We start from the raw sequence: 24,794 nt of genomic DNA on the forward strand, positions 1-24,794 counted from the left end.
GCCCCCTCGCTCAGCCCAGGTGCTCGGTGTTGGCGACGAGTTTCAGGCAGAGGTGTCGCAGGAGGGCGAGTTCGTCGGCGTCGAAGCCCCGGAACAGCGCGCCCATCGCCATCTCGGAGGGGCGGCGGAACGCCTCCACCCACTGCTCGCCGGTCGGTGTGATCCGCGCGCGGACCGACCGGCGGTCGCTCTCGTGCGGCTGCCGGGTGGCCAGCCCGTCGCGTTCGAGGGTGTCCAGCAGCCCGGTGGCGTTGCGCGGGCTGACCCCGGCGGACGCGGCGAGGTCGCCGATCGCGATGCCCTCGGCACCGGCCACGCTGAGCCGGATGAGCAGGTCGAGCGCCCCGGAGCTGAGGCCGCCCCGGCTGTCGGAGCCTCGGGCGCGGAGTCGTTCGACGGCGTTGGCGGCGGTGCGGATGGCGGCGGCGGACTCGAAGGGGAGGGTGTCGCCGCCCTGGGTGAAGTGGGTCATGGCACTGCGGATGGCGGGCGTGTAGAGCCTGCCCTGGTCGTCTACGTCGTTCATAGTGAGGCCATACTCTATTACGTACTTCCATAATCGGGAAGACTTCGGGTCGGGAACGCGCCGTGACCTGGAGCGCGCACGCCGAAGGCCCCGCCGGACGGGGGAACCCGGCGGGGCCTTCGGGAGGGGGTGCGACTAGCGGGTGCGGATCACTTGCCGTGCAGCTGCTTCAGGTACTCGTACGTCGAGGGCAGCGACGCCATCAGTTCCTTCTGCTTGCGCTTGATCTCCGCGAACACGACCTCGGCCGAGTCCAGGACCTCCGGCCGCGCCGCGAGGGCCGGCAGGGTGTGGTCGGGCAGGTAGTCCAGACCGGCGAAGATGCAGTAGTAGTTCGAGTTGTTCCAGAAGTTGCGGAACTCCGCGTCGAAGCTGGAGTAGTAGGTCGACTCGTCGGTGATCGGCATGTTCACCGCCAGGCCCGCCTTGTACATGCGGACCTTCTCCTCGAAGTCGTCCGCCAGCTTCAGCTCCTTGCACGCCTGCCAGAACGCGGTGTCGTTGCGCGGCGCGAAGCTGAAGTGGCCCTGCACGAAGTCCCGGGAGTCGTCGAACATCGTCTCGATCTCCGCGTTGAAGCGCTCCTGGAGGATCGAGTCGAAGTTCTTGTCCGGGAAGTGCTTCGCCAGCTGGTAGAGCGCCGCGTAGACGAAGTAGATGCCGGTCGACTCCAGCGGCTCCAGGAAGCAGGACGCCAGGCCGATGGACACCACGTTCTTGACCCACGCCCGCCGGTTGCGGCCGACCCGGAACTTGATCTGGTTGAGCGGCTGGGTCTCGGGGTCCACGCCCCACATGTTGCAGAACTCCAGCGTGGCGTCGTCCCGGGTCTGGAACCGCGACGAGAACACGTAGCCGGTGCCGAACCGGCCGAGCATCGGGATCTTCCAGGACCAGCCGGACGACATGGCGATCGAGCCGGTGTAGGGCTCGACGCCCTCGGCCTCGTCGTCGTGCGGGATCTGGGTGGCGACCGCGCTGTCGTTGAGCAGGTGGTCGCTCATGTCCAGGAACGGCTCCTTCATGGCCTGGTTGATCAGCAGGCCGCGGAACCCGGAGCAGTCGATGAACAGGTCGCCCTCGATGGTGCGGCCCTGCTCGGTCTTCAGCGCGGACACGTGGCCGCGCTGGTCGATGACCGCCTCGGTCATCTTGTCCTCGATGTGCACCGCGCCCTGCTTCGTGGTCGCGAAGCGCCGCAGGAAGTCGGCGACCAGGTTCGCGTCGAAGTGCCACGCGTAGTTGGTCCACTTCGTGCCGTCCATGAACCGGGGGGACAGCTTCTGGTCCATGATCGGGGGTTCGCGGTAGCAGGCGTAGTCGAACGGCTCGTCGGTCTGGCCGCTGAGCTTCTTGTGCGTCCAGTAGTGCGACAGCGGCTGGTTCTCGTGGTTCGGCAGCAGGCCGAACAGGTGGTAGTAGTGGTCGACCGAGTCACCGTGCGGTCGCGCGGTCGCCTGGCCGCGGCCGGGCGTGCGCCAGTTGGTGAACTTGATGCCCATCTTGAAGCTGGCGTTGCACTCCCGCATCCACTCCTCCTCGGCGATGCCGAGGAAGTCGAAGAACGTCTTGTGCAGGTTGGGCACCGTGGCCTCGCCGACACCGATCTTCGGGATCGCCGGCGCCTCCAGCACGGTGAGGCTCACGGCCGGACCCAGCGCCTTGCCCAGGTACGCCGCGGCCATCCAGCCCGCGGTGCCGCCACCCAGCACGACGACCTTCTTGATCCTGCGATCTTCCATGTGGAAATGTCCTCCCGTCATGATCACGACAAAGGCCGCGGAACGACGTTCGCCGCTCACCGCGCGAGTGTCGCCAGTGTTCGAGGGCAGCTGCCCGGATAAATTCGCTCGAATCGGCTGGAACGGAACCCTAGACACGGCCCGTTGAGGCTGTCAATGTTTCGCCACGGTTTCGACGGGGTGGTCGGCCGGAGTTTCTATATATTTTCTCTACTGGCCCGCCGGTGCGGTCACCGCTCGCCCATAATAGCTGGTCAGCGGCACTTTACCCAGGCTTGACGCGGGCCGTCAGCCCGGTGTCAGCGGCTCGTCAGTCGGGTTCGCCAGCATCTTCTGCGGGACCGCGATCCGATCGGGTCGACGGCTGTCTAGTGAAGGGACATGGACGTGACTCCTGCCTTCGCAGTGATTTCCGGTGCGCAGGTTCACCAGGTTTTGCAAGGTCGGGAGAAGCACGTTCTCGAACTGATCGAGGCGGCCTACCGGGTGCACGGCGAAGGGGACACGGTCAATCCGCCGTCCTATTTCCTGCGGTTCCCGGAGGACCCGGCGTCGCGGATCATCGCGCTGCCCGCGTCGGTCGGCGGCGACATCGGCGTGCACGGCGTGAAGTGGATCTCCAGCTTCCCCGCGAACGTCGCCGAGGGCCTGCCCCGCGCGTCCGCCGTGCTGATCCTCAACGACCAGCGCACCGGCTACCCGATCGCCTGCCTGGAGAGTTCGATCGTGAGCGCGGTGCGCACCGCCGCGTCCGCCGCGCTCGCCGCCGACTGGCTCTCCCGCGACCGGGGCCGGCCGACCCGGGTCGGGTTCGTCGGCACCGGCCTGATCGCCCGATACATCCACACCTACCTGCACACCACCGGCTGGACGTTCGACGAGGTCGGCATCCACGACCTGAGCGCGGACTCCGCCCGAGGCTTCCGGTCGTACGTGGACGAGACCGCCGGTGGCACGACGAAGATCCACGACAGCGCGGAGAGCCTGGTCCGGGAGAGCGACCTGGTGGTGTTCGCGACGATCGCGGGCACCCCGCACGTCACGGACCCGGCCTGGTTCGAGCACAACCCGCTGGTGCTGCACGTGTCGCTGCGCGACCTGTCGCCGGAGGTGATCCTGGCGTCCACCAACGTGGTGGACGACGTGGAGCACTGCCTCAAGGCGAACACCTCGCCGCACCTGGCCGAGCAGGCCACCGGCAACCGCGACTTCCTGTCCGGCACCTTGTACGACGTGATGACCGGCGCGGTCCGGCCCCCGGCCGACAAGCCGCTGGTGTTCTCGCCGTTCGGGCTGGGCGTCCTCGACCTGGCGGTCGGCAAGCACGTCTACGACGAGGTGTCGCGGGCGGGCGACCTGGCCGTCGTGGACGACTTCTTCTACGACCTTCACCGCTACGGCAAGCGTTGAGCCGCCTGACCGTGGACCTCGCCTAGGAGTCGGCTCATGCCAGTGATATCCACGCCCCAGGAGTTCAACGTGGACGACCTCTACGTCGACCTCCGGCGGCTCACGGGCCACCCGCTGTACCTCAAGTGCGAAGGCTTCAACTTCGCCGGCTCGATCAAGCTCAAGGCCGCCAACGAGATGGTGTCCGCGGCGGTGCGCTCCGGCGCGCTGCACGCGGGCACCACGCTGGTGGAGAGCTCGTCGGGCAACCTCGGTGTGGCGCTGGCCCTGGTGGCGGCCAGTCGCGGGCTGAAGTTCCTGTGCGTCACCGACACCCGGTGCAACCTGTCGACCCGGCAGCTGATGACCGCGCTGGGCGCGGAGGTGCACGTGATCACCGAGCCGGACCCGCTGGACGGGTTCCTCGGCGCGCGCATCAGGTTCGTCAAGCAGGTGGTCGAGGAGAACGCCGACCACCTGTGGCTCAACCAGTACGCCAACCCGGGCAACTCGGCGGCGCACTACCAGACCACCGGCCCGGAGATCCTCAAGAGCTTCCCGGACGTCGACGTGGTGTTCATCGGCGCGGGCAGCACCGGCACGCTGATGGGCTGCGCCCGTTACTTCCGGGACAACAAGCCGTCGGTGCGGGTGGTCGCGGTCGACAGCGTCGGCTCGGTCACCTTCGGCACGCCCGCCCAGCCCCGGATGCTGCCCGGCCTGGGCACCAGCGTGCGCCCGCCGCTGCTGGACGAGTCCTTCGTGGACGAGGTGCAGCACGTCGCCGAGGCGGACACGGTCCGGTGGTGCCGGGCCCTGCTGCGCGAGGGCTTCCTGTTCGGCGGCTCGACCGGGACGGTGCTGTCCGGCGCGACCGAGTGGCTCGCCCGGCACGACGGCGACCTGACGGCGGTCGCGATCGCGCCCGACCTGGGCGAGCGCTACCTGGACACCGTCTACCACGACCAGTGGATCGCGGACATCTACGGCGCGGACCTGCTCGGCGAGCAGGCACCCGCGACGCTTGCGAGGAGAATGCCATGACCGACGCGTTGCCCCTTTCCGCCGGACAGGCCGAGATCTGGTTCGACGAGAAGCTCAACGGGCGCGGCGTCGCTTACAACTCGGCGGGCTACCTGGACATCCGCGGCCCGCTGGACGTCCCGGCGCTGATCGCGGCCGCGCGCGGCCTGGTCGACGAGGCCGAGTGCACGCGCACCCGCTACACCGAGGTCGACGGCGTGCCCGCGCAGGTCGTCACGCCGCTGGTGGACCTGCCGCTGACCCGGCTGGAGCTGACCGCCGAGGAGGCCGCCGACTGGATGGCCGCGGACCTCGCCACGCCGTTCGCGCTGGACGAGTTCCCGCTGTTCCGGTTCGCCGTGGTCAAGGTCGCCGAGGACCGGCACTTCTTCTACATGCGCATCCACCACCTGCTGTGCGACGGGTACAGCCAGGTGGTGTTCTGGCGGCGGCTGGCCGAGCTGTACGGCGGGACCGGGGGCGACCCGATCCCGCCGTTGAGCGCGTTGCTGGCCGGCGAGCACGCCTACGAGACCTCGCCCGCCGCCGCGAAGGACAAGGCGTTCTGGGCCGGCCGGTTCGACACCACGCCGGACCTGGTGAGCCTGTCCACCCGCACCTCCGGCGGCCCCGAGGTGCACGGCTTCCTGCGCCGCACGGGCGTGCTGCCCGCCGGCACCGCGCGGGCGCTGCGCGAGCTGGCCGGCCGGTCCACCTCGACCTGGCCCGCCGTCGTGCTGTCCGCCGTCGCCGTCTACACCCAGCGGCTGACCGGCGTCGGCGACGTGCTGCTCACCCTGCCCGCGACCGCCCGGATGGGCGCGACGATGCGCGCGGTGCCCGGCATGGTCGCCAACTACCTGCCGCTGCGGGTCGCCGTCCGGCCCGACGACACCCGCGCGGACCTGCTGCGCCGCACCTCGCGCGAACTCATGCGGGTGCTCAAGCACCAGCGCCACCGGGTCAGCCGGATCCGCCGGGCGATCGGCCTGGCGAGCGACGACCGCCGGCCGTTCGGCCCGTTCGTCAACATCCTGCCGCAGCGGACCGCGTTCCGGCTGGGGGAGTGCTCGGTCGAGGTGAACAACCTCTCGACCGGCCTCATCGAAGACCTGATGCTGACCGTGGTGGACGCCCCGGACGGCGGCCTGGAGATCCACCTCAACGGCAACCCCGAGCTGTACACGGCGGACGAGGCGCAGGCGCACCTGGCGCGGTTCACCGCGTTCCTGGACCGCTTCGCGCACGCCGCCGACGACGAACCGCTGGCGGCGCTGGAAGTCCTCACCGCCGAGGAGCGCGCCGAGTGGCTGGGCGCGACGATCGGCGACACCCGCCCCGACGCGTTCACCGACGTGGTCGAGCAGGTCCGGGCGTTCGCCACCGAACGCCCCGACGCCATCGCGGTGGTGGAGGACGACTTCGACGTCACCTACGCGGCCCTCGTCGCCCGCGCGAGCGCGTTGTCCCGCAAGCTCCCCGACGCGCTGGTCGGCGTGCTGGCCGCGCCGGGCGCGGGGTTCGTCACCGCCGTGCTGGGCGCGCTGGGCGCGGGCGGGGCGTACGTGCCGCTCGACGTTCGCGCACCGCTCGCCCGCACCGCCGAACTGGTGCGGGACAACAACATCGAGCTGATCGTGGTCGACGCCGCGCACCGCGTGCTCGCCGTGGAACTCGGCATCGCGCACGTCGTGCTGGACGACGCCGAGGACACCGACCTCGCGCCCGTGCGGGGCGAGCCGGACGACCTGGCGTACGTGATCTTCACCTCCGGCTCGACCGGCAAGCCCAAGGGCGCCATGGTGCACCGCGCCGGCATGGTGAACCACCTGCTGGCCAAGGTCGAGGACCTGGGCCTGTCCGACGCGGACAGCGTGGTGCAGAACGCGCCGCTGACCTTCGACATCTCGGTGTGGCAGATGCTCGCGCCGCTGGTCGCGGGCGGCCGGGTGCGGGTGGTCGGGCGCGACACCGCCGCCGACCCGGACCTGCTGTTCGGCCTGGTGGCCAACGAGCGGATCACCGTGCTGGAGGTCGTGCCGTCGTTGCTGCGCGCCGCCCTGGACACGTGGGACATCGTCGGCGCACGGCCGAAGCTGCCGTCGTTGCGGGAACTCGTCGTCACCGGCGAGGCGCTGCCGCCGGACCTGTGCCTGCGCTGGTTCGCGCGCTTCCCGACCGTGCCGCTGGTCAACGCCTACGGGCCCACCGAGTGCTCGGACGACGTGACGCACGCGTTCGTCACGGTCGACGACGCCACCGGCCCGCGCGTGCCGATCGGCCACGCGATCCGCAACACCAACCTGTACGTGCTGGGCGACGACCTCGGCCCGGTGCCGACCGGCGTGCCCGGCGAGCTGTACGTGGGCGGCTCGGGCGTCGGCCGGGGCTACCTGGGCGACCCGAAGCGCACGTCCGCCACGTTCGTCGCCGACCCGTTCAACGGCGGCCGGATGTACCGCACCGGCGACCGCGTGGTCCGCCGCGAGGACGGTCAGCTGGAGTTCCTGGAGCGCCGCGACCACCAGGTGAAGGTGCGCGGCCACCGGATCGAACTCGGCGAGGTCGAGGCCGCGCTGCGCGGCCTGCCCGAGGTGACCGACGCGGCCGTGCAGGTCGTCGGCGACGGCGGTGCCAAGCGCCTGGTCGGGTACGTCGTGCTGACCGGCCGCGTGGACCTGCGCGCCCGGCTCGGCGAGCTGCTGCCGGACTACCTGGTGCCCTCGGCGTTCGTGGAGCTGACCGCGCTGCCGCTGACCCCGCACGGCAAGGTCGACCGCAAGGCGCTGCCCCTGCCGGAGACGGCGGTCGCGCCGACCCGCGCGCCGCGCTCGCCCCGCGAACGCGTGCTGTGCGAGGTCATGGGCGAGGTGCTGGGCCTGCGCGACGTCGGCGTGGACGACGACTTCTTCACCCTCGGCGGCGACAGCATCAGCTCCATCCAGGTGGTCAGCCGCGCCCGCCGGGCCGGTGTCGTGTTCACCTCGCGCGAGGTGATGAAGCACCGCACGCCGGCCGCCATCGCGGTGATCGCCAAGGACGCCAACGACACCGTCGCGGTCGCCGACGACGGCGTGGGCGAGGTCGAGCTGACCCCGATCGCCCACCAGCTGCGCGAGGACCTCGAAGACCTCGCGCCGCGCACCCGGCAGTACAGCCAGTACGTGGTGCTGCACGTGCCGACCGGGCTGGACCTGATCAAGCTCGCGGGCGCGCTCCAGCACGTCCTGGACCACCACGACGCCCTGCGCACCCGGCTGACCGTGCCGCTGCCCGGCCTGTGGACGATGGAAACCCTGCCGGTCGGCGAGATCCGCGCCACCAAGCTGGTCCGCCGCGTGCCGCTGTCCGAAGTGGACGACGTGGACGAGGTCGTCGCGGAGGAGGTCGCGCGGGCCCGCGCCGGGCTCGCGCCGGAGGACGGCCGCGTGCTCCAGGCCGTGCTGATCGACTCCGGCACGACCGCGCGCCTCGTGCTGGTCGCGCACCACCTCGTGGTGGACGGCGTGTCGTGGCGGATCATCGTGCCCGACCTCGCCGACGCGGTCGCGGGCCGCCCGCTGCAGCCGGTGGGCACCTCCTACCGGCGTTGGGCCAAGGTGCTCGCCGAGCACGCCCGGTCCGCCGCGCGGGTCACCGAACTCCCGCTGTGGACCGCGCAGGCGCGGCCCGACCAGCCGCTGGGCACCCGCCCGCTGGACCCCGCCCGGGACACCTACGGCACCGCCCGCTCGCTGCGGCTGGTGCTGCCGACCGAGCAGACCGCGGCGCTGCTCACCACCGTGCCCGCCGCGTTCCACGCCGAGATCAACGACGTGCTGCTGGCGGGCCTCGCGGTCGCGGTCGCCGACTGGCGGCGCAAGCGCGCCAAGGGCACCGAGCACGGCGTGGCCGACTCGGCGGTGCTGGTCGAGGTCGAGGGCCACGGCCGCGAGCAGGTCGTGGACGACGTCGACCTGTCCCGCACGGTCGGCTGGTTCACCAGCGTCTTCCCGCTGCGGCTGGACCCGGGCGAACTGGACCGCGTCGACCTGTGGGCGGGCGGCGGCAGCGCCGGCACCGCCATCAAGCGGATCAAGGAGCAGTTGCGCGCGCTGCCCGACCGCGGCATCGGCTTCGGCCTGCTGCGCTACCTCAACCCGCAGACCGTCGGCGCGCTCGCCCGGTACGGCACCCCGCAGATCGGGTTCAACTACCTCGGCCGGTTCACCGCCGGCGCGGCGGCGGGGGACTGGACGCTCGACGCCGGCTCCTCCGTGGTCGGCACCGGCGTCAGCCCGGACATGCCGCTGCGGCACGTCCTCGCGGTCACCCCGGTCACCGAGGACGGCCCCGGCGGGCCGAACCTGGTCGCGGACTGGCTGTGGGCCGACGGGCTGCTCTCCGACGCCGACGTCGCGGACATCGCGCGGACCTGGTTCCGGGCGCTGGAGGCGTTCGTCGAGCACGCCGCGCTGCCCGGCGCGGGCGGGCACAGCCCGTCGGACTTCGACCTGGTCGCGCTGACCGAGGGCGAGATCGCGGCCATCGAGCGCGAGGCAGGCGCGGTGCAGGACGTGCTGCCGCTCTCGCCGTTGCAGAAGGGTCTGCTGTTCCAGGCCGAGTTCGACCGGGACGGCGCGGACGTCTACACCCTCCAGGTGGTCGTGGACGTCGAGGGCGCGCTCGACGTCGACGCGTTCCGGGCGGCCGCCGAGGCGTTGCTGCGCAGGCACCCGAACCTGCGCGCCTCGTTCCACTCGCGGCCGTCCGGCGACGCCGTGCAGGTGATCCCGGTCGGTGCGGCCCTGCCGTGGGAGGAGATCGACCTCACCGGCATGGACCCGGACGACCTGGCGCACGAGCTGCGCCGGCTCACCGACGAGGACTGGGTGCGCCGCTACGACATGGCCGACCCGCCGCTGGTCCGGTTCACCGTCGTGCGCACCGGGACCGACCGGTTTCGGCTCATCTGGGCGGTGCACCACATCCTGGTCGACGGCTGGTCCATGCCGATCGTCGCGCGCGAGCTGTTCACGCTCACCGCGAACGGCGCGGACGTCTCCGCGCTGCCGCCGGTGCCGCCCTCGCGCGGCTACCTGGAGTGGCTGGCGCGCCAGGACGACGAGGCGGCCCGCGAGGCGTGGCGGACCGCGCTGGCCGGGCTCGGCGAGCCCAGCCGGATCGGCCCGGCCGAACGGCCCCGGGTCACCGACTCGCCCGCGTCGATCACCGTCGACCTGCCCGCCGGGTTCTCCGCGGAGCTGTCCCGCTGGGCGCGGGCGCGCGGCCTCACCCTCAACACCGTGATGCAGGGCGCGTGGGCGATCCTGCTGGGCAGGCTGACCGGCCGCGACGACGTCGTGTTCGGCGCGGTGCACTCCGGCCGCCCGGTCGACCTGCCCGGCATGGAGTCGATGGTCGGCCTGTTCCTCAACACCCTGCCGGTGCGGGTGAAGCTCGACCCGACCGCGCCGGTCGCCCGGCTGCTCGCCCGCGTGCAGGACGAGCAGTTCGACCTGGCCGCGCACCACCACCTCGGCCTGGCCGAGGTGCAGCAGGTGGCGGGCGTCGGCGAGCTGTTCGACACCGTGGTCAGCTTCCACAACTACCCGATGGACACCGACGGCCTGTCCGGGCTGATCCCCGGCGTCCGGCTGGTCGGCGCGGAGGGTCGGCTGGTCGCCGAGTACCCGTTCGCGCTGTCGGTCTACCCGGGCGAGGAGATCCGGCTGCTCGCCCAGTACCGGGCGGACATCTTCGGCGAGCCCGAGATCCGGTCCGTGGTGGACCGCTTCACCCGGCTGCTGCGCACGGTGACCGAGCAGCCCGACGTCCGGGTGGCCCAGATCGACCTGCTGGCACCGGACGAGCGCACCCGGATCCTGGACGACTGGGCCGGCCGGATCGCCGAGGTCCCCGACGTCGTGGTCACCGACCTGTTCGAGGCCCGCGCCGCCGACGCGCCGGACTCGATCGCGGCCGTGTTCCAGGGCACGCCGCTGGCCTACGGCGAACTCAACGCCCGCGCCAACCGGCTGGCCCGGCTGCTGGTCGCCCGGGGCATCGGGCCGGAGGCGATCGTCGCGCTGGCGATGCCGCGCTCGCTGGAGATGCTGGTCGCCGTGCTCGGCGTGCTCAAGGCCGGCGCGTCCTACCTGCCGATCGACGCCAAGTACCCGGCCGACCGGGTGGACTACATGGTGGCCGACGCCGACCCGGCCGTGCTGCTGTCCACAGTGGACGTCGCGGCGACGCTGAACGTGGACGTCGAGGTGCTGGCGATCGACGCGGTCGACTTCTCCGGCTACCCGGACGGGAACCTGACCGACGACCACCGGGTCGCGCCGCTGCGCCCGCACCACCCGTCGTACGTGATCTACACCTCCGGCTCGACCGGCAAGCCCAAGGGCGTCGTGGTCGACCACGCCGGGTTCGTCGCGATGGTGCTCAGCCTGAGCGACAAGTTCGAGGTCACCACCGACACCAAGGTCCTCCAGTTCGCCTCCTACAGCTTCGACGCCACGGTGTGGGAGATGGGGCTGGCGCTGTGCGGCGGCGGCACGGTCGTCGTCGCGGGCGAGGACGCGCGCGGCCCCGGCCAGGCGCTGATCGACCTGATCAACGACAACGGCGTGAACCTGGCCGCGCTGCCGCCGGTCGTGGCGGGCGGGATGCCCGAGGGCACCAAGCTGCCCGACGACCTGACCATGGTGGTGGCGGGCGAGGCGTGCCCGCCGGAGATCGTGGCCCGCTGGTCGGCCACCCACCGGATGTTCAACGGCTACGGGCCCACCGAGTCCGTGCTGGCCTCGACCGTCGGCGGCCCGCTCGCGCCCGGCCCGAAGCCGCCGATCGGCGTGCCGACCGCCGCGCACCGGGTGTACGTGCTGGACTCGCTGCTGCACCCCGTTCCGGAAGGCGTGACCGGCGAGCTGTACGTCAGCGGCGGCCTGGCGCGCGGCTACCTCAACCGTCCGGGCCTGACCGCCGAGCGGTTCATGGCCGACCCGTTCGGCGCGCCCGGCGACCGGATGTACCGCACCGGCGACCTGGTCCGCTGGCTGCCCGGCGGCCAGCTCGACTACCTGGGCCGCGCCGACGACCAGGTGCAGCTGCGCGGGTTCCGGATCGAACTCGGCGAGGTCGAGTCCGCGCTGCTGTCGCACCCCGAGGTGGTGCTGGCCGCGGCGATCGTCCGCGAGGACGAGGGCGAGGACCGCAAGCTGGTCGCCTACCTGGTCACCGACCAGGACGGCACGGCGGTCCCGGCCGGCCTGCGGGAGAAGCTGGTGGAGGTGCTGCCCGAGTACATGGTGCCCTCCGCGCTGGTGGTGCTGGACGAACTCCCGCTCACCACCCAGGGCAAGCTCGACCGCAAGGCGCTGCCCGCACCCGACTACGCGGGCCAGGCCCGGGGCCGGGGGCCGCGCAACCCGGTCGAGGAGATCCTCTGCGGGGTCTTCGCCGACGTGCTGCAACTGCCGCAGGTCGGCATCGACGACGACTTCTTCACCCTCGGCGGGCACTCCCTGCTGGCCACCAAGGTGATCAGCCGGGCGCGCGCCGCGCTGGGCGTGGAGCTGCCGATCCGCGCGCTGTTCGAGGCCCGCACGGTCGCCGGCGTGGCGGAGCAGGTGGTCGGCGCGTCCGACGCCCGGCCGCCGCTGGTGCCCGCCGCGCGCGGCGAGCGCGTGCCGCTGTCGTTCGCCCAGACCAGGTTGTGGTTCCTGGACAAGTTCGAGGACGGCGTCACCGGCACCTACAACGTGCCGATGGCCGTGCGGCTCAACGGCGACCTCGACGTGGCCGCGCTGCGCGGCGCGTTGCGGGACCTGGTGGGCCGCCACGAGATCCTGCGCTCGGTGTTCCCCGACGTCGAGGGCGAGCCGTACCAGCGGGTCGTGGAGGTGCCGGCGGACTACCCGCGGCTGCCGCTGACCCGGCTGCCCGAGGCCGACCTGCCGGCCGTGCTGACCGCCGAGGCGGACCGGGGCTTCGACCTCGCCGCGGAACCCGTGATGCGGGCCCACCTCTACGGCGTCGCGCCCGCGGAACACGTGCTGCTGCTGGTGTTCCACCACATCGCGTTCGACGGCTGGTCCATCGCGCCGATGGTGCAGGACCTGGCCACGGCCTACCGGGCCCGGGTCGCGGGCCGCCGGCCCGAGTGGGCGCCGCTGGCGGTGCAGTACGCGGACTACGCGTTGTGGCAGCGGGAACTGCTCGGCGACGAGCACGACCCGGAGAGCCTGCTGTCCCGCCAGCTCGGGTACTGGACCAAGGCGCTGGCGGGCGTGCCGGAGGAACTGGACCTGCCGACCGACTTCGCCCGTCCGGCGATCGCCGAGTACACCGGCGACGAGCTGCGGTTCGAGATCGACGCCGCGCTGTACCAGGGTGTGGTGACGCTGGCCCGCGACTCCGGGGCGAGCGTGTTCATGGTGTTCCAGGCCGCGCTGTCGGCGTTGCTGACGAAGTTGGGCGCGGGCACGGACATCCCGCTCGGCACGCCCACCGCCGGCCGCACCGACGACGAACTGGCCGACCTGATCGGGTTCTTCGTCAACACCCTGGTGCTGCGCACCGACACCGGTGGCGACCCGACGTTCCAGGAGCTGCTGCACCGGGTGCGCGACACCAACCTGGCCGCCTACCAGCACCAGGACGTGCCGTTCGAGCACCTGGTGGACAAGCTCAACCCGGAGCGGTCGCTGAACAAGCAGCCGCTGTTCCAGGTCATGCTGGCGCTCCAGACCAGCGACGACATCCCGCTCACGCTGCCCGGCCTGACCGGGCGGGTCGAGCCGGTGCGGTCGCAGCGCGCGAAGTTCGACTTCACCGTGCTGCTGGAGGAGCGCTACGCCGAGGGCGTGCCCGCCGGGATGCACGGCGTGCTGGAGTACAGCACCGAGCTGTTCACCGAGGCGTCCGCCCGGCGGCTGTCCCGGCGGCTGGTGGACTTCCTGCGCACCGTGGTGTCCGACCCGGCGGCCCGGCTGAGCCGGGTGGACGTGCTGGACGCCGACGAGCGGGACGCGGTCCTGCGGATCGGTACCGGGCCGGTGAAACCGCAGGCGTACCAGGGCGTCGTGGAGCGCATCCGGGCGCTGGCGCTGGAGCGGCCGGACGCCGTCGCCGTCGTGGACGACCGCGCGTCGGTCGGCTACGCCGAACTCGTCGGGCGGGCCGGCGCGTTCTCCCGGCGGGTGCCCGGCGACGGGCTCACCGCCGTGCTGGCCGCGCCCGGGATCGGTTTCGTGACCGCGGTTCTGGGCGTGCTGGGCGCGGGCGGCGGGTACGTGCCGCTGGACGTGCAGGCGCCCGTGGCGCGGATCGCCGCGCTGCTCGCCGACAGCGGCGCCCGCGCGGTCGCGGTCGACGCCGAACACCTGGAGCTGGCCCGCGAGGTGGCCAACGGGATCGACGTCGTGCTGCTGGACGACGCCGTCGACACCGACCTGGCCCCCGCGCTCGGCGAGCCGGACGACCTGGCGTACGTGATCTTCACCTCCGGCTCGACCGGCAAGCCCAAGGGCGCCATGGTGCACCGCCGGGGCATGGTGAACCACCTGTGGTGCAAGGTGGACGACCTCGAAGTGTCCGAAGTGGACACCATCGTGCACAACGCGCCGGTCACGTTCGACATCTCGGTGTGGCAGATGCTCACCGCGCTGATGGCGGGCGGCCGGGTCCGGGTCACCGGGCGGGACACCGCCGTGGACCCGAACGCGCTGTTCGCCACGATCCCCGACGAGGGCGTGACGATCCTGGAGGTCGTCCCGTCGTTGCTGCGCGCCGCGCTCGACGCGTGGGACATCACCGAGGAGACCCCGGCCCTGCCCGGCCTGCGCTCGCTCGTGGTCACCGGCGAGGCGCTGCCGCCGGACCTGTGCCACCGCTGGTTCGCGCGCTACCCGGACATCCCGCTGGTCAACGCCTACGGGCCCACGGAGTGCTCGGACGACGTGACGCACGCGATCATCCGGCTCGGCGACGAGTTGGGCGACGCCCGCGTCCCGATCGGCCGCCCGGTGCGCAACACCCGCCTGTACGTGCTGGGCGACGACCTGCGCCCGGTGCCCGCCGGGGTGCCCGGTGAGCTGTACGTCGGCGGCACGGGCGTCGGTCGGGGCTACCTCAACGACCGGGCGAAGACGTCGGTGACGTTCATGGCCGACCCGTACGGCGAGCCGGGCGCGCGGATGTACCGCACCGGCGACCGGGTGGTGCTGCGGCCGGACGGGCAGCTCGAATTCCTGGAGCGCCGCGACCACCAGGTGAAGATCCGGGGCCACCGGATCGAACTCGGCGAGGTCGAGGCGGCGCTGCGGGCGGTGCCCGAGGTCGGCGACGCGGCGGTGTCCGTCGGCGGCGACCAGGGCGGCCACAAGCGCCTGATCGGCTACGTCGTGGCCGCGCCGGGTGCGGAGCTGGACGCGCAGGCCGTGCGGGAGCGGCTGGGCGAGTCGCTGCCCGACTACATGGTCCCCGCGGCGATGGTCGTGCTCGACGCGCTCCCGTTGACCCCCAACGGGAAGGTCGACCGCAAGGCGCTGCCGGAACCCGACCTGTCCACCACCCGCAGCCGGGGCCCGCGCACGCCGGTCGAGGAAATCCTGTGCGGGGTGTTCGGCGAGGTGCTGGGCGCGGCGGAGATCGGCGTCGAGGACGACTTCTTCGACCTCGGCGGCCACTCGCTGCTGGCCACCCGCGTGGTCAGCCGGGTGCGCACGGTGCTGGACGTGGAACTGCCGGTGCGGGCGCTGTTCGAGGCCCGCACGGTCGCCGGCCTCGCCAAGCTCGTCGTGGGCGCGGCATCGGCCCGGCCCGCGCTGCGGCCGGTCGAACGCGCCGGGGACGAAGGTCTGCCGCTGTCGTTCGCCCAGCGCCGCCTGTGGTTCCTCAACAAGCTGGAGGAAGGCTCGACCGGCACGTACAACATCCCGCTGGCGGTGCGGCTCAAGGGCGAGCTGGACGTGCCCGCGCTCACCGCCGCCGTGGACGACGTGGTGGCGCGCAACGAGATCCTGCGCACGGTGTTCCCCGACGTGGACGGCGTGCCGTACCAGCGGGTGCTGCCGGTGCACGGCTCGGCGCTGCGGGTCGAGCGCACCGACGACATCGCGCGCACGCTCGCCGAGGAGGTCGACCGGGGCTTCGACCTGGGCGCGGAACCCGCGCTGCGGGCCCGGCTCTACCCGCTCGACGAGCAGGAGCACGTGCTGCTGCTGGTGTTCCACCACATCGCGTTCGACGGCTGGTCCAGCGCGCCGCTGGGCCGCGACCTGGCCGCCGCCTACGCCGCCCGCCGCACCGGCAAGGCCCCGAGCTGGGAGCCGCTGCCCGTGCAGTACGCGGACTACGCGGTGTGGCAGCGGGAGTGGCTGGGCAGCGAGACCGACCCGGGCAGCGTGCTCACCGCCCAGCTCGACTACTGGACCCGGGCGCTGGCGGACCTGCCGGAGGAACTCGACCTGCCGACCGACTTCACCCGGGCGGCGGTCAGCGACCACGACGGCGACGTGCACCAGTTCGCGGTGTCGCCGGAGCTGCACGCCGGACTCGTCGGCCTGGCGCGGGAAACCGGGGCGAGCGTGTTCATGCTCGTGCAGGCGGCCGTGTCGACCCTGCTGACCAAGCTCGGCGCGGGCACGGACATCCCGCTGGGCAGCCCGATCGCGGGCCGCACCGACGAGGCGCTGCACGACATGGTGGGCTTCTTCGTCAACACCCTGGTGCTGCGCACCGACACCGGCGGCGACCCGACGTTCCGGGAACTCGTCCGGCGGGTGCGGGAGACCGACCTGGCCGCCTACGCGCACCAGGACCTGCCCTTCGAGTACCTGGTCGAGGCGCTCAACCCGAGCCGGTCGCTGTCGCGGCACCCGCTGTTCCAGGTCATGCTGGCCTTCCAGAACGACGACGAGTCGGCCGAGGCGCTGCCGGGCGTGCACGCCGCGATCGAGCCGATGAAGGCGAGCCGGTCGAAGTTCGACCTGACCTTCGACCTGGTGGAGCGGCAGCTCGACGGCGTGCCGGCCGGCATGGACGGCGTGCTGGCCTACCGCACCGACCTCTACCGCAAGTCCACTGTGGACAGCATGGCGCAACGGCTGTTGCGGGTGCTGGCCGCCGTGGTCGCCGACCCGGACGCGCCGCTGAGCGACATCGACGTGCTGGGCGAGCAGGAGCGGCACCGGATCCTGGTGGAGTGGAACGACACCGCGCGCGAACTGGGCCGGGCGCTGGTGCCCGACCTGGTCGCCAACCGGACCCGGCAGATCCCCGGCGTGACCGCGCTGGTCGGGCCGGACGGCCAGTTCACCTACCGCCAGCTCGGCGCGCGGGCGAACCGGCTGGCCCGGGAGCTGATCCGGCGCGGCGCGGGCCCCGAGCGGATCGTGGCGATCGCCGTGCCCCGGTCGGTGGACCTGGTGGTGGCGGCCCTCGCGGTGCTCAAGTCCGGCGCGGCGTTCCTGCCGGTCGACCCGGAGCACCCGGCCGACCGGATCGCGCTGACGCTGGCCGACGCGGAACCGGTGCTGACCGTCACCACGGCGGACACCGCCGGCCTGCTCCCGGATGGCGAACTGCTGCTGCTCGACTCGCCCGAGGTGGCCAAGGTCCTGCGCGGCAGGGGCGGCGCGGCGGAGATCACCGACAAGGACCGGATCGCGCCGCTGCGGCCCGAGCACCCGGCCTACGTGATCTACACGTCGGGGTCGACCGGTCGGCCCAAGGGCGTGGTGGTCCCGCACCGGGCGCTGCGCAACCTGATCGCGGACATGCGGCTGCGGTTGGCGATGAGCCGGGACGACCGGCTGCTGGCGGTCACCACCTTCGGCTTCGACATCTCCAACCTGGAGATCTTCGTGCCGCTGGTGTCCGGGGCGACGCTGATCGTGGCCGACCGGGACGTGGTGCGCGACCCGGTGGCGCTGGGCGCCCAGCTGCTCGACAGCCGGGCCAGCGTCATGCAGGCCACGCCGAGCCTGTGGCAGTCGATGGTCGACCACGCCCCGGACCCGTTGCGCCGCCTGCGGGTCGTGCTGACCGGCGGCGAGGCGCTCAGCGAATCGCTGGCCAAGTCGCTGCACGAACTGACCCCGGACGTGCGCAACATGTACGGGCCCACCGAGACCACGATCTGGTCCACGGTGTCCGAAGTGGACGATGGTCGGCCGACCATCGGCAAGCCCATCAGCAACACCAAGGTCTACGTGCTCGACCACGCGCTGCGGCCGGTGCCGCCGGGCGTGCCGGGCGAGCTGTACATCGGCGGCGACGGCCTGGCGCGGGGCTACCTCAAGCGCACCTCGCTGACCGCCGACCGGTTCCTGGCCGACCCGTTCGGCGAGGCGGGGGACCGGATGTACCGCACCGGGGACGTGGTGCGCTGGGACGACGAGGGCGAGATCGAGTTCCTGGGCCGGCGCGACCACCAGGTCAAGGTGCGCGGGTTCCGGATCGAGCTGGGCGAGGTCGAGGCCGCGCTGCGGGCCGTGCCGGGGATCGCCGACGCGGTCGTGGTGGCCTCCGCCGGACGGCTGGTCGGCTACCTGGTCGGCGCGGACGTGCCGGAACCGGCGGCGGTGCGCCGCCGGCTCGGTGCCGCGCTGCCCGACCACATGGTCCCGTCGGCGTTCGTCGAGCTGGACGCCTTCCCGCTGAACACCAACGGGAAGGTCGACCGGGCCGCGCTGCCCGCGCCGGACTTCGCCGACCGGGCCCCGGCCCGGGAACCGCGCACCGCCGCCGAACGGCTGTTGTGCGACGTGTTCGCCGACGTGCTGGGCGTGCCCGAGGTGCGGGTGGACGACGACTTCTTCGAGCTGGGCGGGCACTCGCTGCTCGCCACGGGCGTGGTCAGCCGGGCCCGCAAGGCCGGGCTGCGGTTCACCATCGCGGACGTCTTCGTGCACAAGACCGCCGAGGGGCTGGCGGGCGTGGCCGAGGTGCTGGAAGCGCCGGCGGCCGGCGCGTCGGCGGTGGCCCGGGTGTTCGACGAGGTGCGGGCGCTCGACGGCGGCGACGACCCGCTGGACCCGTTCGCCGTGGTGCTGCCGATCCGGCCGGACGGCGCGCGACCGCCGCTGTTCGTGCTGCACAGCGGCCTCGGGTCGAGCCTGCCCTACGTGGGGCTGGCCCGCGCGATCGACCCGGACGTGCCGATCTACGGCATCCAGTCGCCCAGCGTCGGCCACCTGGCCCCGCTCCCGGAGAGCATCGGGGCGGTCGCCGAGGAGTACCTGGGCTACCTGCGGCAGGTCCAGCCCGAAGGGCCGTACCACCTGCTGGGCTGGTCGTTCGGCGGCGTGCTGGCGCACGAACTGGCCGTGCGGCTCCAGCGCGACGGCGAGCGCGTGGCGCTGGTCGCGAACCTGGACGGCTACCCGCACAAGCCCGGCACCGAGGACGAGGACGTCAGCGACAACGAGTTGCTGCTGCGCGTCATGGAGGTCATCGGGCACGACCGCGCCGAGTTCACCGGCCGCGACCTCAAGCCCGGCGACGTGGTCGAGGTGCTGCGCCGCGACCGGCACCCGCTGGCCGAACTCGGCGAGCAGCGGCTGCTGGCCATGCTGTCCGTGGTGCGCAACCACGGCCGGATCATGGAGACGTTCACGCCCGGCGCGTTCGACGGCGACCTGGTGCTGTTCGCCGCGGTGGAGGACCGCTCCGAAGCCGAGACCGCCGAACTGGCCGACTCGTGGAGCGCCCACGTCACCGGCGAGGTCCGCACGCACCGCGTGCCGTGCGGGCACGAGTACATGATGCACCCCGAGCCGCAGGCGCTGATCGGTGCCGCGGTCGCGGAAGAGCTCCGCCGGGTGCAGGGCAACCACATCGGGGAGGCACGACCGTGACCACGCTCGACGTCCCGACCGCGCAGACACCGTTCGCGCCGGTCACCGAGGTGCTCGCCATCGCGGGCCGGAGGTTGCGGCGGCTGCGCCGCAACCCCGGCCGGCTGGTCGGCATCACGCTCAACCCGCTGATCACCATGATCGCGCTGGGGTACCTGTTCTCCAACGCCATCCAGATCCCGGGCAGCGACAACTACATCGAGTTCATCTTCGCGGGCGTGGTGATGCAGGTCGGCCTGGCCAGCGTCGGCCCGACCGCGATCGCGGTGGCGCTGGACGTGCAGGGCGGCCTGGTGGACCGGTTCCGGTCGCTGCCGATCTCGCGTTCCGCGGTGCTGATCGGGCACACCATCGCCGACCTGGCGATCAGCCTGATCGGCCTGGCGATCGTGGTGGCGTTCGGCGTGCTGTTCGGCTGGCGCTCGCACACCGGGATCCTGCCGACGCTGGCCGGGTTCGCCCTGGTGGCGGTGTTCATCTTCACCGTGCTGTGGGTGGGCGTGCTGCTCGGCATGGCCTCGGACAACCTGGAGACCATCGAATCCGTCGGCGGCCTGGTCGCGGTGGTGTTCTCGTTCCTGTCCAACGGCTTCCTCTCGGTGGACAAGCTGCCCGGCTGGATCCAGCCGATCGCCCAGTGGAACCCGGTCAGCTCGGTCATCTCCGCGTGCCGCGAGCTGTGGGGAAACCAGGCTTCCGGTCCCGGCAGCCCGGCCGGCGGGAACAACTACCTGGTGATCATCGTGTCGCTGGGCGTGCTGTTCCTGATCACCTCCTACCTCAGCGTCCGCCGCTACCGCAACGCCTGACCCCGAAGGACGCGCCGACCATGACCGCCGACCTGGCAACCGTCGACCTCGCCGACCCGCAGACGTTCCTGGACGTCGACCTGACCGAGCTGTGGCAGCGCCTGCGGGCGGAGAGCCCGGTGCACTGGAACGAGCCGCGCGGCGACCAGCCCGGCTTCTGGGTGGTGTCGCGCTACGCCGACTGCGTGGCCGCCTACAAGGACAACAAGCGGCTCACCTCCGAACGCGGCAACGTGCTGACCACGTTGTTGCAGGGCAACGACTCCGCGTCGGGCAAGATGCTGGCCGTCACCGACGGCGCACGGCACCGCGCGGTGCGCAACCTGATGCTCAAGTCGTTCTCGCCCCGCCTGCTGGAGGCGGTCGCGCAGCAGGTCCGGCGGCGCACGTACAGCCTGCTGGAGGACGTGATCGCGCGCGGCGAGTGCGATTTCGCCACCGACGTCGCCGACCACATCCCGATCAACACCATCGGCGACCTGATGGACGTGCCCGCCGCCGACCGGCCGCGCCTGGTGGACTGGAACAACCGCACGCTCAGCCGGATCAGCTCGGCCGACTCCGAGATGGACGAGTGGCTCGCGCGCAACGAGATCCTGCTCTACTTCACCGACCTGGCCGACCAGCGCCGCCGCAAGCCCGGCGACGACGTGCTCTCCGCCCTGGCCAACGGCCTGATCGACGGCGAGCCGCTGGCCGAGGACGAGGTGGTGTTCAACTCCTACAGCCTCATCCTCGGCGCGGACGAGTCCAGCCGGATGTCGTCCATCGGCGCGATCCTCGCCCTGGCCCAGAACCCCGAGCAGTGGCGCAAGCTCAAGTCCGGCGAGGTGACCGTGGAGGCGGCCACCGAGGAGGTGCTGCGCTGGACCACGCCCGCGATGCACTTCGGCCGGCGCGCGGTGGCGGAGGTGGAGCTGGGCGGTCGGACCATCCGCGACGGCGACATCGTCACGATGTGGAACAGCTCGGCGAACTTCGACGAGGAGGTCTTCCCGGACCCGACCCGGTTCGACCTGGCCCGCACCCCGAACCGGCACATCGCGTTCGGCTTCGGACCGCACTTCTGCCTGGGCGCGTTCCTGGGCCGCGCCCACGTCGGCTCGGTGCTGGAGGGCCTGCGCGACCTGGTCGCCGAGATCCGGGTGCCGGGCGAGGGGACCCGGCTGTACTCGAACTTCGTGTACGGCTACAGCAGTCTGCCGGTCGAGCTGGTACCGGAGACCCGGTGAGCATCACCGATCCGTCAGCGCGCGGTCAGCGCGCGCGGAAAGCATTGACCGACTGGGGTCCCATCCCACCGCGAGGGTACGGAGAACCGAAGTGACGAACCCCTTTGACGATCAGGACGGCCGGTTTCTCGTGCTGGTGAACGACGAGGGCCAGCACTGCCTGTGGCCCGCGTTCGCCCGCGTGCCCGCCGGGTGGACCGTGGCGCTGGAAGAGACCACGCGGGACGCCGCACTGTCCTATGTGGAGGACAACTGGACCGACATGCGTCCGCGCAGCCTGCGTGAGGCCCACGAGCGCAACGAGAGCAAGGCGAGCTGATGGACCTCGCGATCGAAGTCTCCGGCCTGCGCAAGACCTATGACAAGACCGAGGCGCTGCGCGGCATCGACCTGACCGTGCGGACCGGTTCCGTGCTCGGCGTGCTGGGCCCCAACGGCGCGGGCAAGACCACCGCCGTCCGGGTGATGGCGACCCTGCTGGTGCCCGACGGCGGCACGGCCAAGGTCGCCGGGTTCGACGTGGTGAAGCACCCGCGCGAGGTGCGCCGCCGGATCGGACTGGCGGGCCAGAACGCCGCGGTGGACGAACTGCTCACCGGCCGGGAGAACCTGGTCCTGCTGGGCCGGTTGCTGCACCTGGGCGGTGCGGGGGCGCGCAAACGGGCGCAGGAGCTGCTGGAGCGGTTCGACCTGGTCGCGGCGGGCGACCGCCCGGTGGGCACCTACTCCGGCGGGATGCGCCGCCGGCTGGACCTGGCCAGCTGCCTGGTCGGCAACCCGCAGGTGCTGTTCCTGGACGAGCCCACCACCGGCCTGGACCCGGCCAGCCGCCAGTCGCTGTGGAACACCGTGCGCGGGCTGGTGGCCGACGGCGTGACCGTGCTGCTGACCACCCAGTACCTGGAGGAGGCCGACTACCTGGCCGACCAGATCGTGGTCATCGCGGCGGGGCAGGTCATCGCGGACGGCACCCCCGACGAGCTCAAGCGCAAGGTCGGCCAGGAGTGGCTGGAGGTCGCCGTCGCGCTGCCCGACCGGGTGCCCGACGCGCTGTCCGTCCTCGGGCCGCTGGCCATCGACGCGCCCACCGCCGACGCCACCCGGGGTCTCGTCAAGCTGCAATTGAAGGACGGTATGGACGGCATCGCCACAGCGGCGGTCGCCCTTCGGGATGCCGGAGTCGACGTGGCCGACTTCTCGCTGCGCCGACCGACCCTGGACGACGTGTTCTTCAACCTCGTCGGACACCCGACGGACCAGTAAGGACCACAGAACAGGAAGGAACCGCCGTGCCCTACCGCACGCAGAACTTCGCGGGCAGCCGCGCGCTGTCCATGAGCAGGCATCGGCCCCGCAGCGGACAGCGGGGGGCACGGGCATGAGCGACCTCCTGATCCTGGCCGGCCACGTGGGCGCGGTCCTCGCGGTGGTCCTGGTCGCCGCGTACCTGGGCAGGCTGGCGGCGCGCGCCACGCGCCAGCCCGAAGTGGTCGGCGAGATCCTCGCGGGCATCCTGGTCGTCCCCGCCGTGCTCGCGGTCGGCGGGCCGACCGGGCTCGCGCAGGTGCTGCCCGCCGACGTGGCGGGCCCCCTCAAGACGATCGGCCAGATCGGCCTGGTGCTGTTCCTGGTCGGCGTGGCGCACGAACTGCGGCACGGCGAGGCCGGGCTGGGCGCGAAGGCCGTGGGCTGGGTGACCGCCGGCTCGTTCGTCCCGGCGCTGCTGGCGGGCCTGGGGATGGCCGCCTGGGTGCTGCTGGCCGCCGATCCCGACGTGCGCGGCACCGCGTCCGCGCCCGCCCTGGTGCTGATGGTCGCGGTGGCGCTGAGCGTGACCGCCGTGCCGGTGCTGGCGCGGATCCTGGAAGACCGGCGGATGGTGGACACCCCGTCGGGCAAGCTCGCGATGGCCGCCGCCGTGGTCACCGACTCCGCCGCGTGGGTGCTGCTGGTCGTCGCGGTCGGCATCTCCGGCGGCGTGCTGGTCTCGCTGGTGCTGCTCGTGCTCGGCGTCGCGGTGACCGTGGTCGGCCGCATCCTGCTGCGTGGCCGGGCCCCGATGGCCGCCGCGGAGCGCTTCCCCAAGTCGACCGGGCTCGCCGTCTCGGCCGCCGCCCTGCTGTTCGCCTTCCAGTTCGAGCACTGGGGCCTGACGGCGGTGTTCGGCGCGTTCGTGGTCGGGCTGGCGCTGCCCGCCGGGCCGTGGACGGCGATCGTGCGGCCGGTGATGAACGTCGGACGGCTGCTGGTGCCGGTGTTCTTCGTGGTCGCGGGCATCGGCGTGGCGAACGCGCCGCGCGCGGCCGTGCCGTGGGCCGCCATCCTGATCGCGGTGGGGCTCGCGATCGTCGGCAAGATCGGCGGCGGCTACCTGGGCGCCCGGATCGGCCGCCAGGACCGGCGCACCGCGCTGACCGTCGGCGTGCTGATGAACACCCGGGGCCTGACCGAGATCGTGGTGCTCCAGGCCGGGTACAGCGCCGGACTGCTGTCCGTGCAGCTCTTCCTGGCCCTGGTGGTGATGGCCCTGGTGACCACCGCGATGACCGGCCCCCTGTTGTCCCTGATCGAACGCCGCGCGCGCGTCGACGCCGCGGCGCCCCGACAGCTCGTTCCCGACCTGCCAGGCGGTACGCCATGACCCAGTCGCTCCCCGTCATCCCGGTTGCCGATTTCCGCACCCTGATGTCCCACTTCCCGACCGGTGTCGCGATCATCACCACGACCGCGCCGGACGGCGCGCCGCGCGGCATGACGGTGTCGTCGGTGTGCAGCGTGACGCTGTCGCCGCCGACCCTGCTGGTGTGCCTGCGCAACGGCAGCCCCACGCTGGAGGCGGTGCTGGCCTGCGGCACGTTCGCGGTGAACTTCCTGCACGGCGACGCCCGCCCGGTGGCCGAGCTGTTCGCCTCCGGCGCACCGGACCGGTTCGACGCGATCCCGTGGCGGCAGCCCGCCGGCGCGGCCGGCCCGCACCTGGTGCGGGACGCGCACGCGGTCGCCGACTGCCGGGTCAGCCGGACCGAGCCGGTCGGCGACCACACGGTGGTGTTCGGCGAGGCGTTCCAGGTGGCGCAGGAATCCGGACACCTGCCGCTGCTCTACGGCCTGCGCGAGTACCAGGTGTGGCAGTCGGACAAGCCCGTCGACGGCCGTTAGCCCGTCCGCGCACCCGGCCCGTGCAACCCCGGGCCGCCACTCGTAGTCGGCCACTCGCAGTCCGA

Annotated in this window: 11 protein-coding genes; 9 read left to right on the forward strand and 2 right to left on the reverse strand. The window is 72.3% G+C overall.

Going from position 1 to position 24,794, the window contains the following annotated elements; translation table 11 throughout:
* Positions 1-10 precede the first annotated feature (10 nt).
* Together AC0HI0_RS05065 and AC0HI0_RS05070 are read right to left on the reverse strand one after the other, a co-directional pair.
* Positions 11-526, reverse strand: a complete 516-nt coding sequence (locus AC0HI0_RS05065; RefSeq protein WP_480931066.1) for a MarR family winged helix-turn-helix transcriptional regulator — start codon at positions 524-526, stop codon at positions 11-13.
* A gap of 149 nt (positions 527-675) precedes the next feature.
* The gene (locus tag AC0HI0_RS05070; RefSeq protein ID WP_480931067.1) at positions 676-2,268 is read right to left on the reverse strand and encodes a tryptophan halogenase family protein; all 1,593 of its coding nucleotides are present in this window, start codon (positions 2,266-2,268) and stop codon (positions 676-678) included.
* Positions 2,269-2,649: 381 nt separating this feature from the next.
* Here AC0HI0_RS05070 and sbnB point away from each other — a divergent pair, with 381 nt between their 5' ends.
* The 9 genes from sbnB (at position 2,650) to AC0HI0_RS05115 (ending at position 24,729) form a co-directional block, all read left to right on the forward strand.
* Positions 2,650-3,678 carry a 2,3-diaminopropionate biosynthesis protein SbnB gene (gene sbnB / locus AC0HI0_RS05075; RefSeq protein ID WP_480931068.1) on the forward strand — a complete coding sequence of 343 codons (1,029 nt, stop codon included), beginning with the start codon at positions 2,650-2,652 and terminating at the stop codon, positions 3,676-3,678.
* Between the two features lie 36 nt (positions 3,679-3,714).
* Complete coding sequence (gene sbnA, locus AC0HI0_RS05080; RefSeq protein ID WP_480931069.1) at positions 3,715-4,701, forward strand: 2,3-diaminopropionate biosynthesis protein SbnA; 987 nt, start codon at positions 3,715-3,717, stop codon at positions 4,699-4,701.
* Positions 4,698-19,529: a non-ribosomal peptide synthetase gene (locus tag AC0HI0_RS05085; protein ID WP_480931070.1), complete on the forward strand. Its 14,832-nt coding sequence runs from the start codon at positions 4,698-4,700 to the stop codon at positions 19,527-19,529. Before sbnA ends, AC0HI0_RS05085 begins: the two co-directional genes overlap by 4 nt.
* Positions 19,526-20,338 carry an ABC transporter permease gene (locus AC0HI0_RS05090; RefSeq protein WP_480931071.1) on the forward strand — a complete coding sequence of 271 codons (813 nt, stop codon included), beginning with the start codon at positions 19,526-19,528 and terminating at the stop codon, positions 20,336-20,338. Before AC0HI0_RS05085 ends, AC0HI0_RS05090 begins: the two co-directional genes overlap by 4 nt.
* Positions 20,339-20,358: 20 nt before the next feature.
* Complete coding sequence (locus AC0HI0_RS05095; RefSeq protein ID WP_480931072.1) at positions 20,359-21,570, forward strand: cytochrome P450; 1,212 nt, start codon at positions 20,359-20,361, stop codon at positions 21,568-21,570.
* A 91-nt stretch (positions 21,571-21,661) separates the two neighbouring features.
* Positions 21,662-21,889 carry an MbtH family protein gene (locus AC0HI0_RS05100; RefSeq protein WP_480931073.1) on the forward strand — a complete coding sequence of 76 codons (228 nt, stop codon included), beginning with the start codon at positions 21,662-21,664 and terminating at the stop codon, positions 21,887-21,889.
* A complete protein-coding gene (locus AC0HI0_RS05105; RefSeq protein ID WP_480931074.1) occupies positions 21,889-22,833 on the forward strand; it encodes an ATP-binding cassette domain-containing protein in 945 nt (314 codons plus the stop codon). The genes AC0HI0_RS05100 and AC0HI0_RS05105 overlap by 1 nt, the downstream gene beginning before the upstream one ends.
* A gap of 115 nt (positions 22,834-22,948) precedes the next feature.
* Positions 22,949-24,211, forward strand: coding sequence for a cation:proton antiporter (locus AC0HI0_RS05110; protein ID WP_480931075.1), 1,263 nt, complete (start codon positions 22,949-22,951; stop codon positions 24,209-24,211).
* Positions 24,208-24,729 carry a flavin reductase family protein gene (locus AC0HI0_RS05115; protein ID WP_480931076.1) on the forward strand — a complete coding sequence of 174 codons (522 nt, stop codon included), beginning with the start codon at positions 24,208-24,210 and terminating at the stop codon, positions 24,727-24,729. The genes AC0HI0_RS05110 and AC0HI0_RS05115 overlap by 4 nt, the downstream gene beginning before the upstream one ends.
* Positions 24,730-24,794: the final 65 nt, after the last annotated feature.

It is taken from the genome of Saccharothrix sp. NBAS 001 (assembly GCF_056640475.1).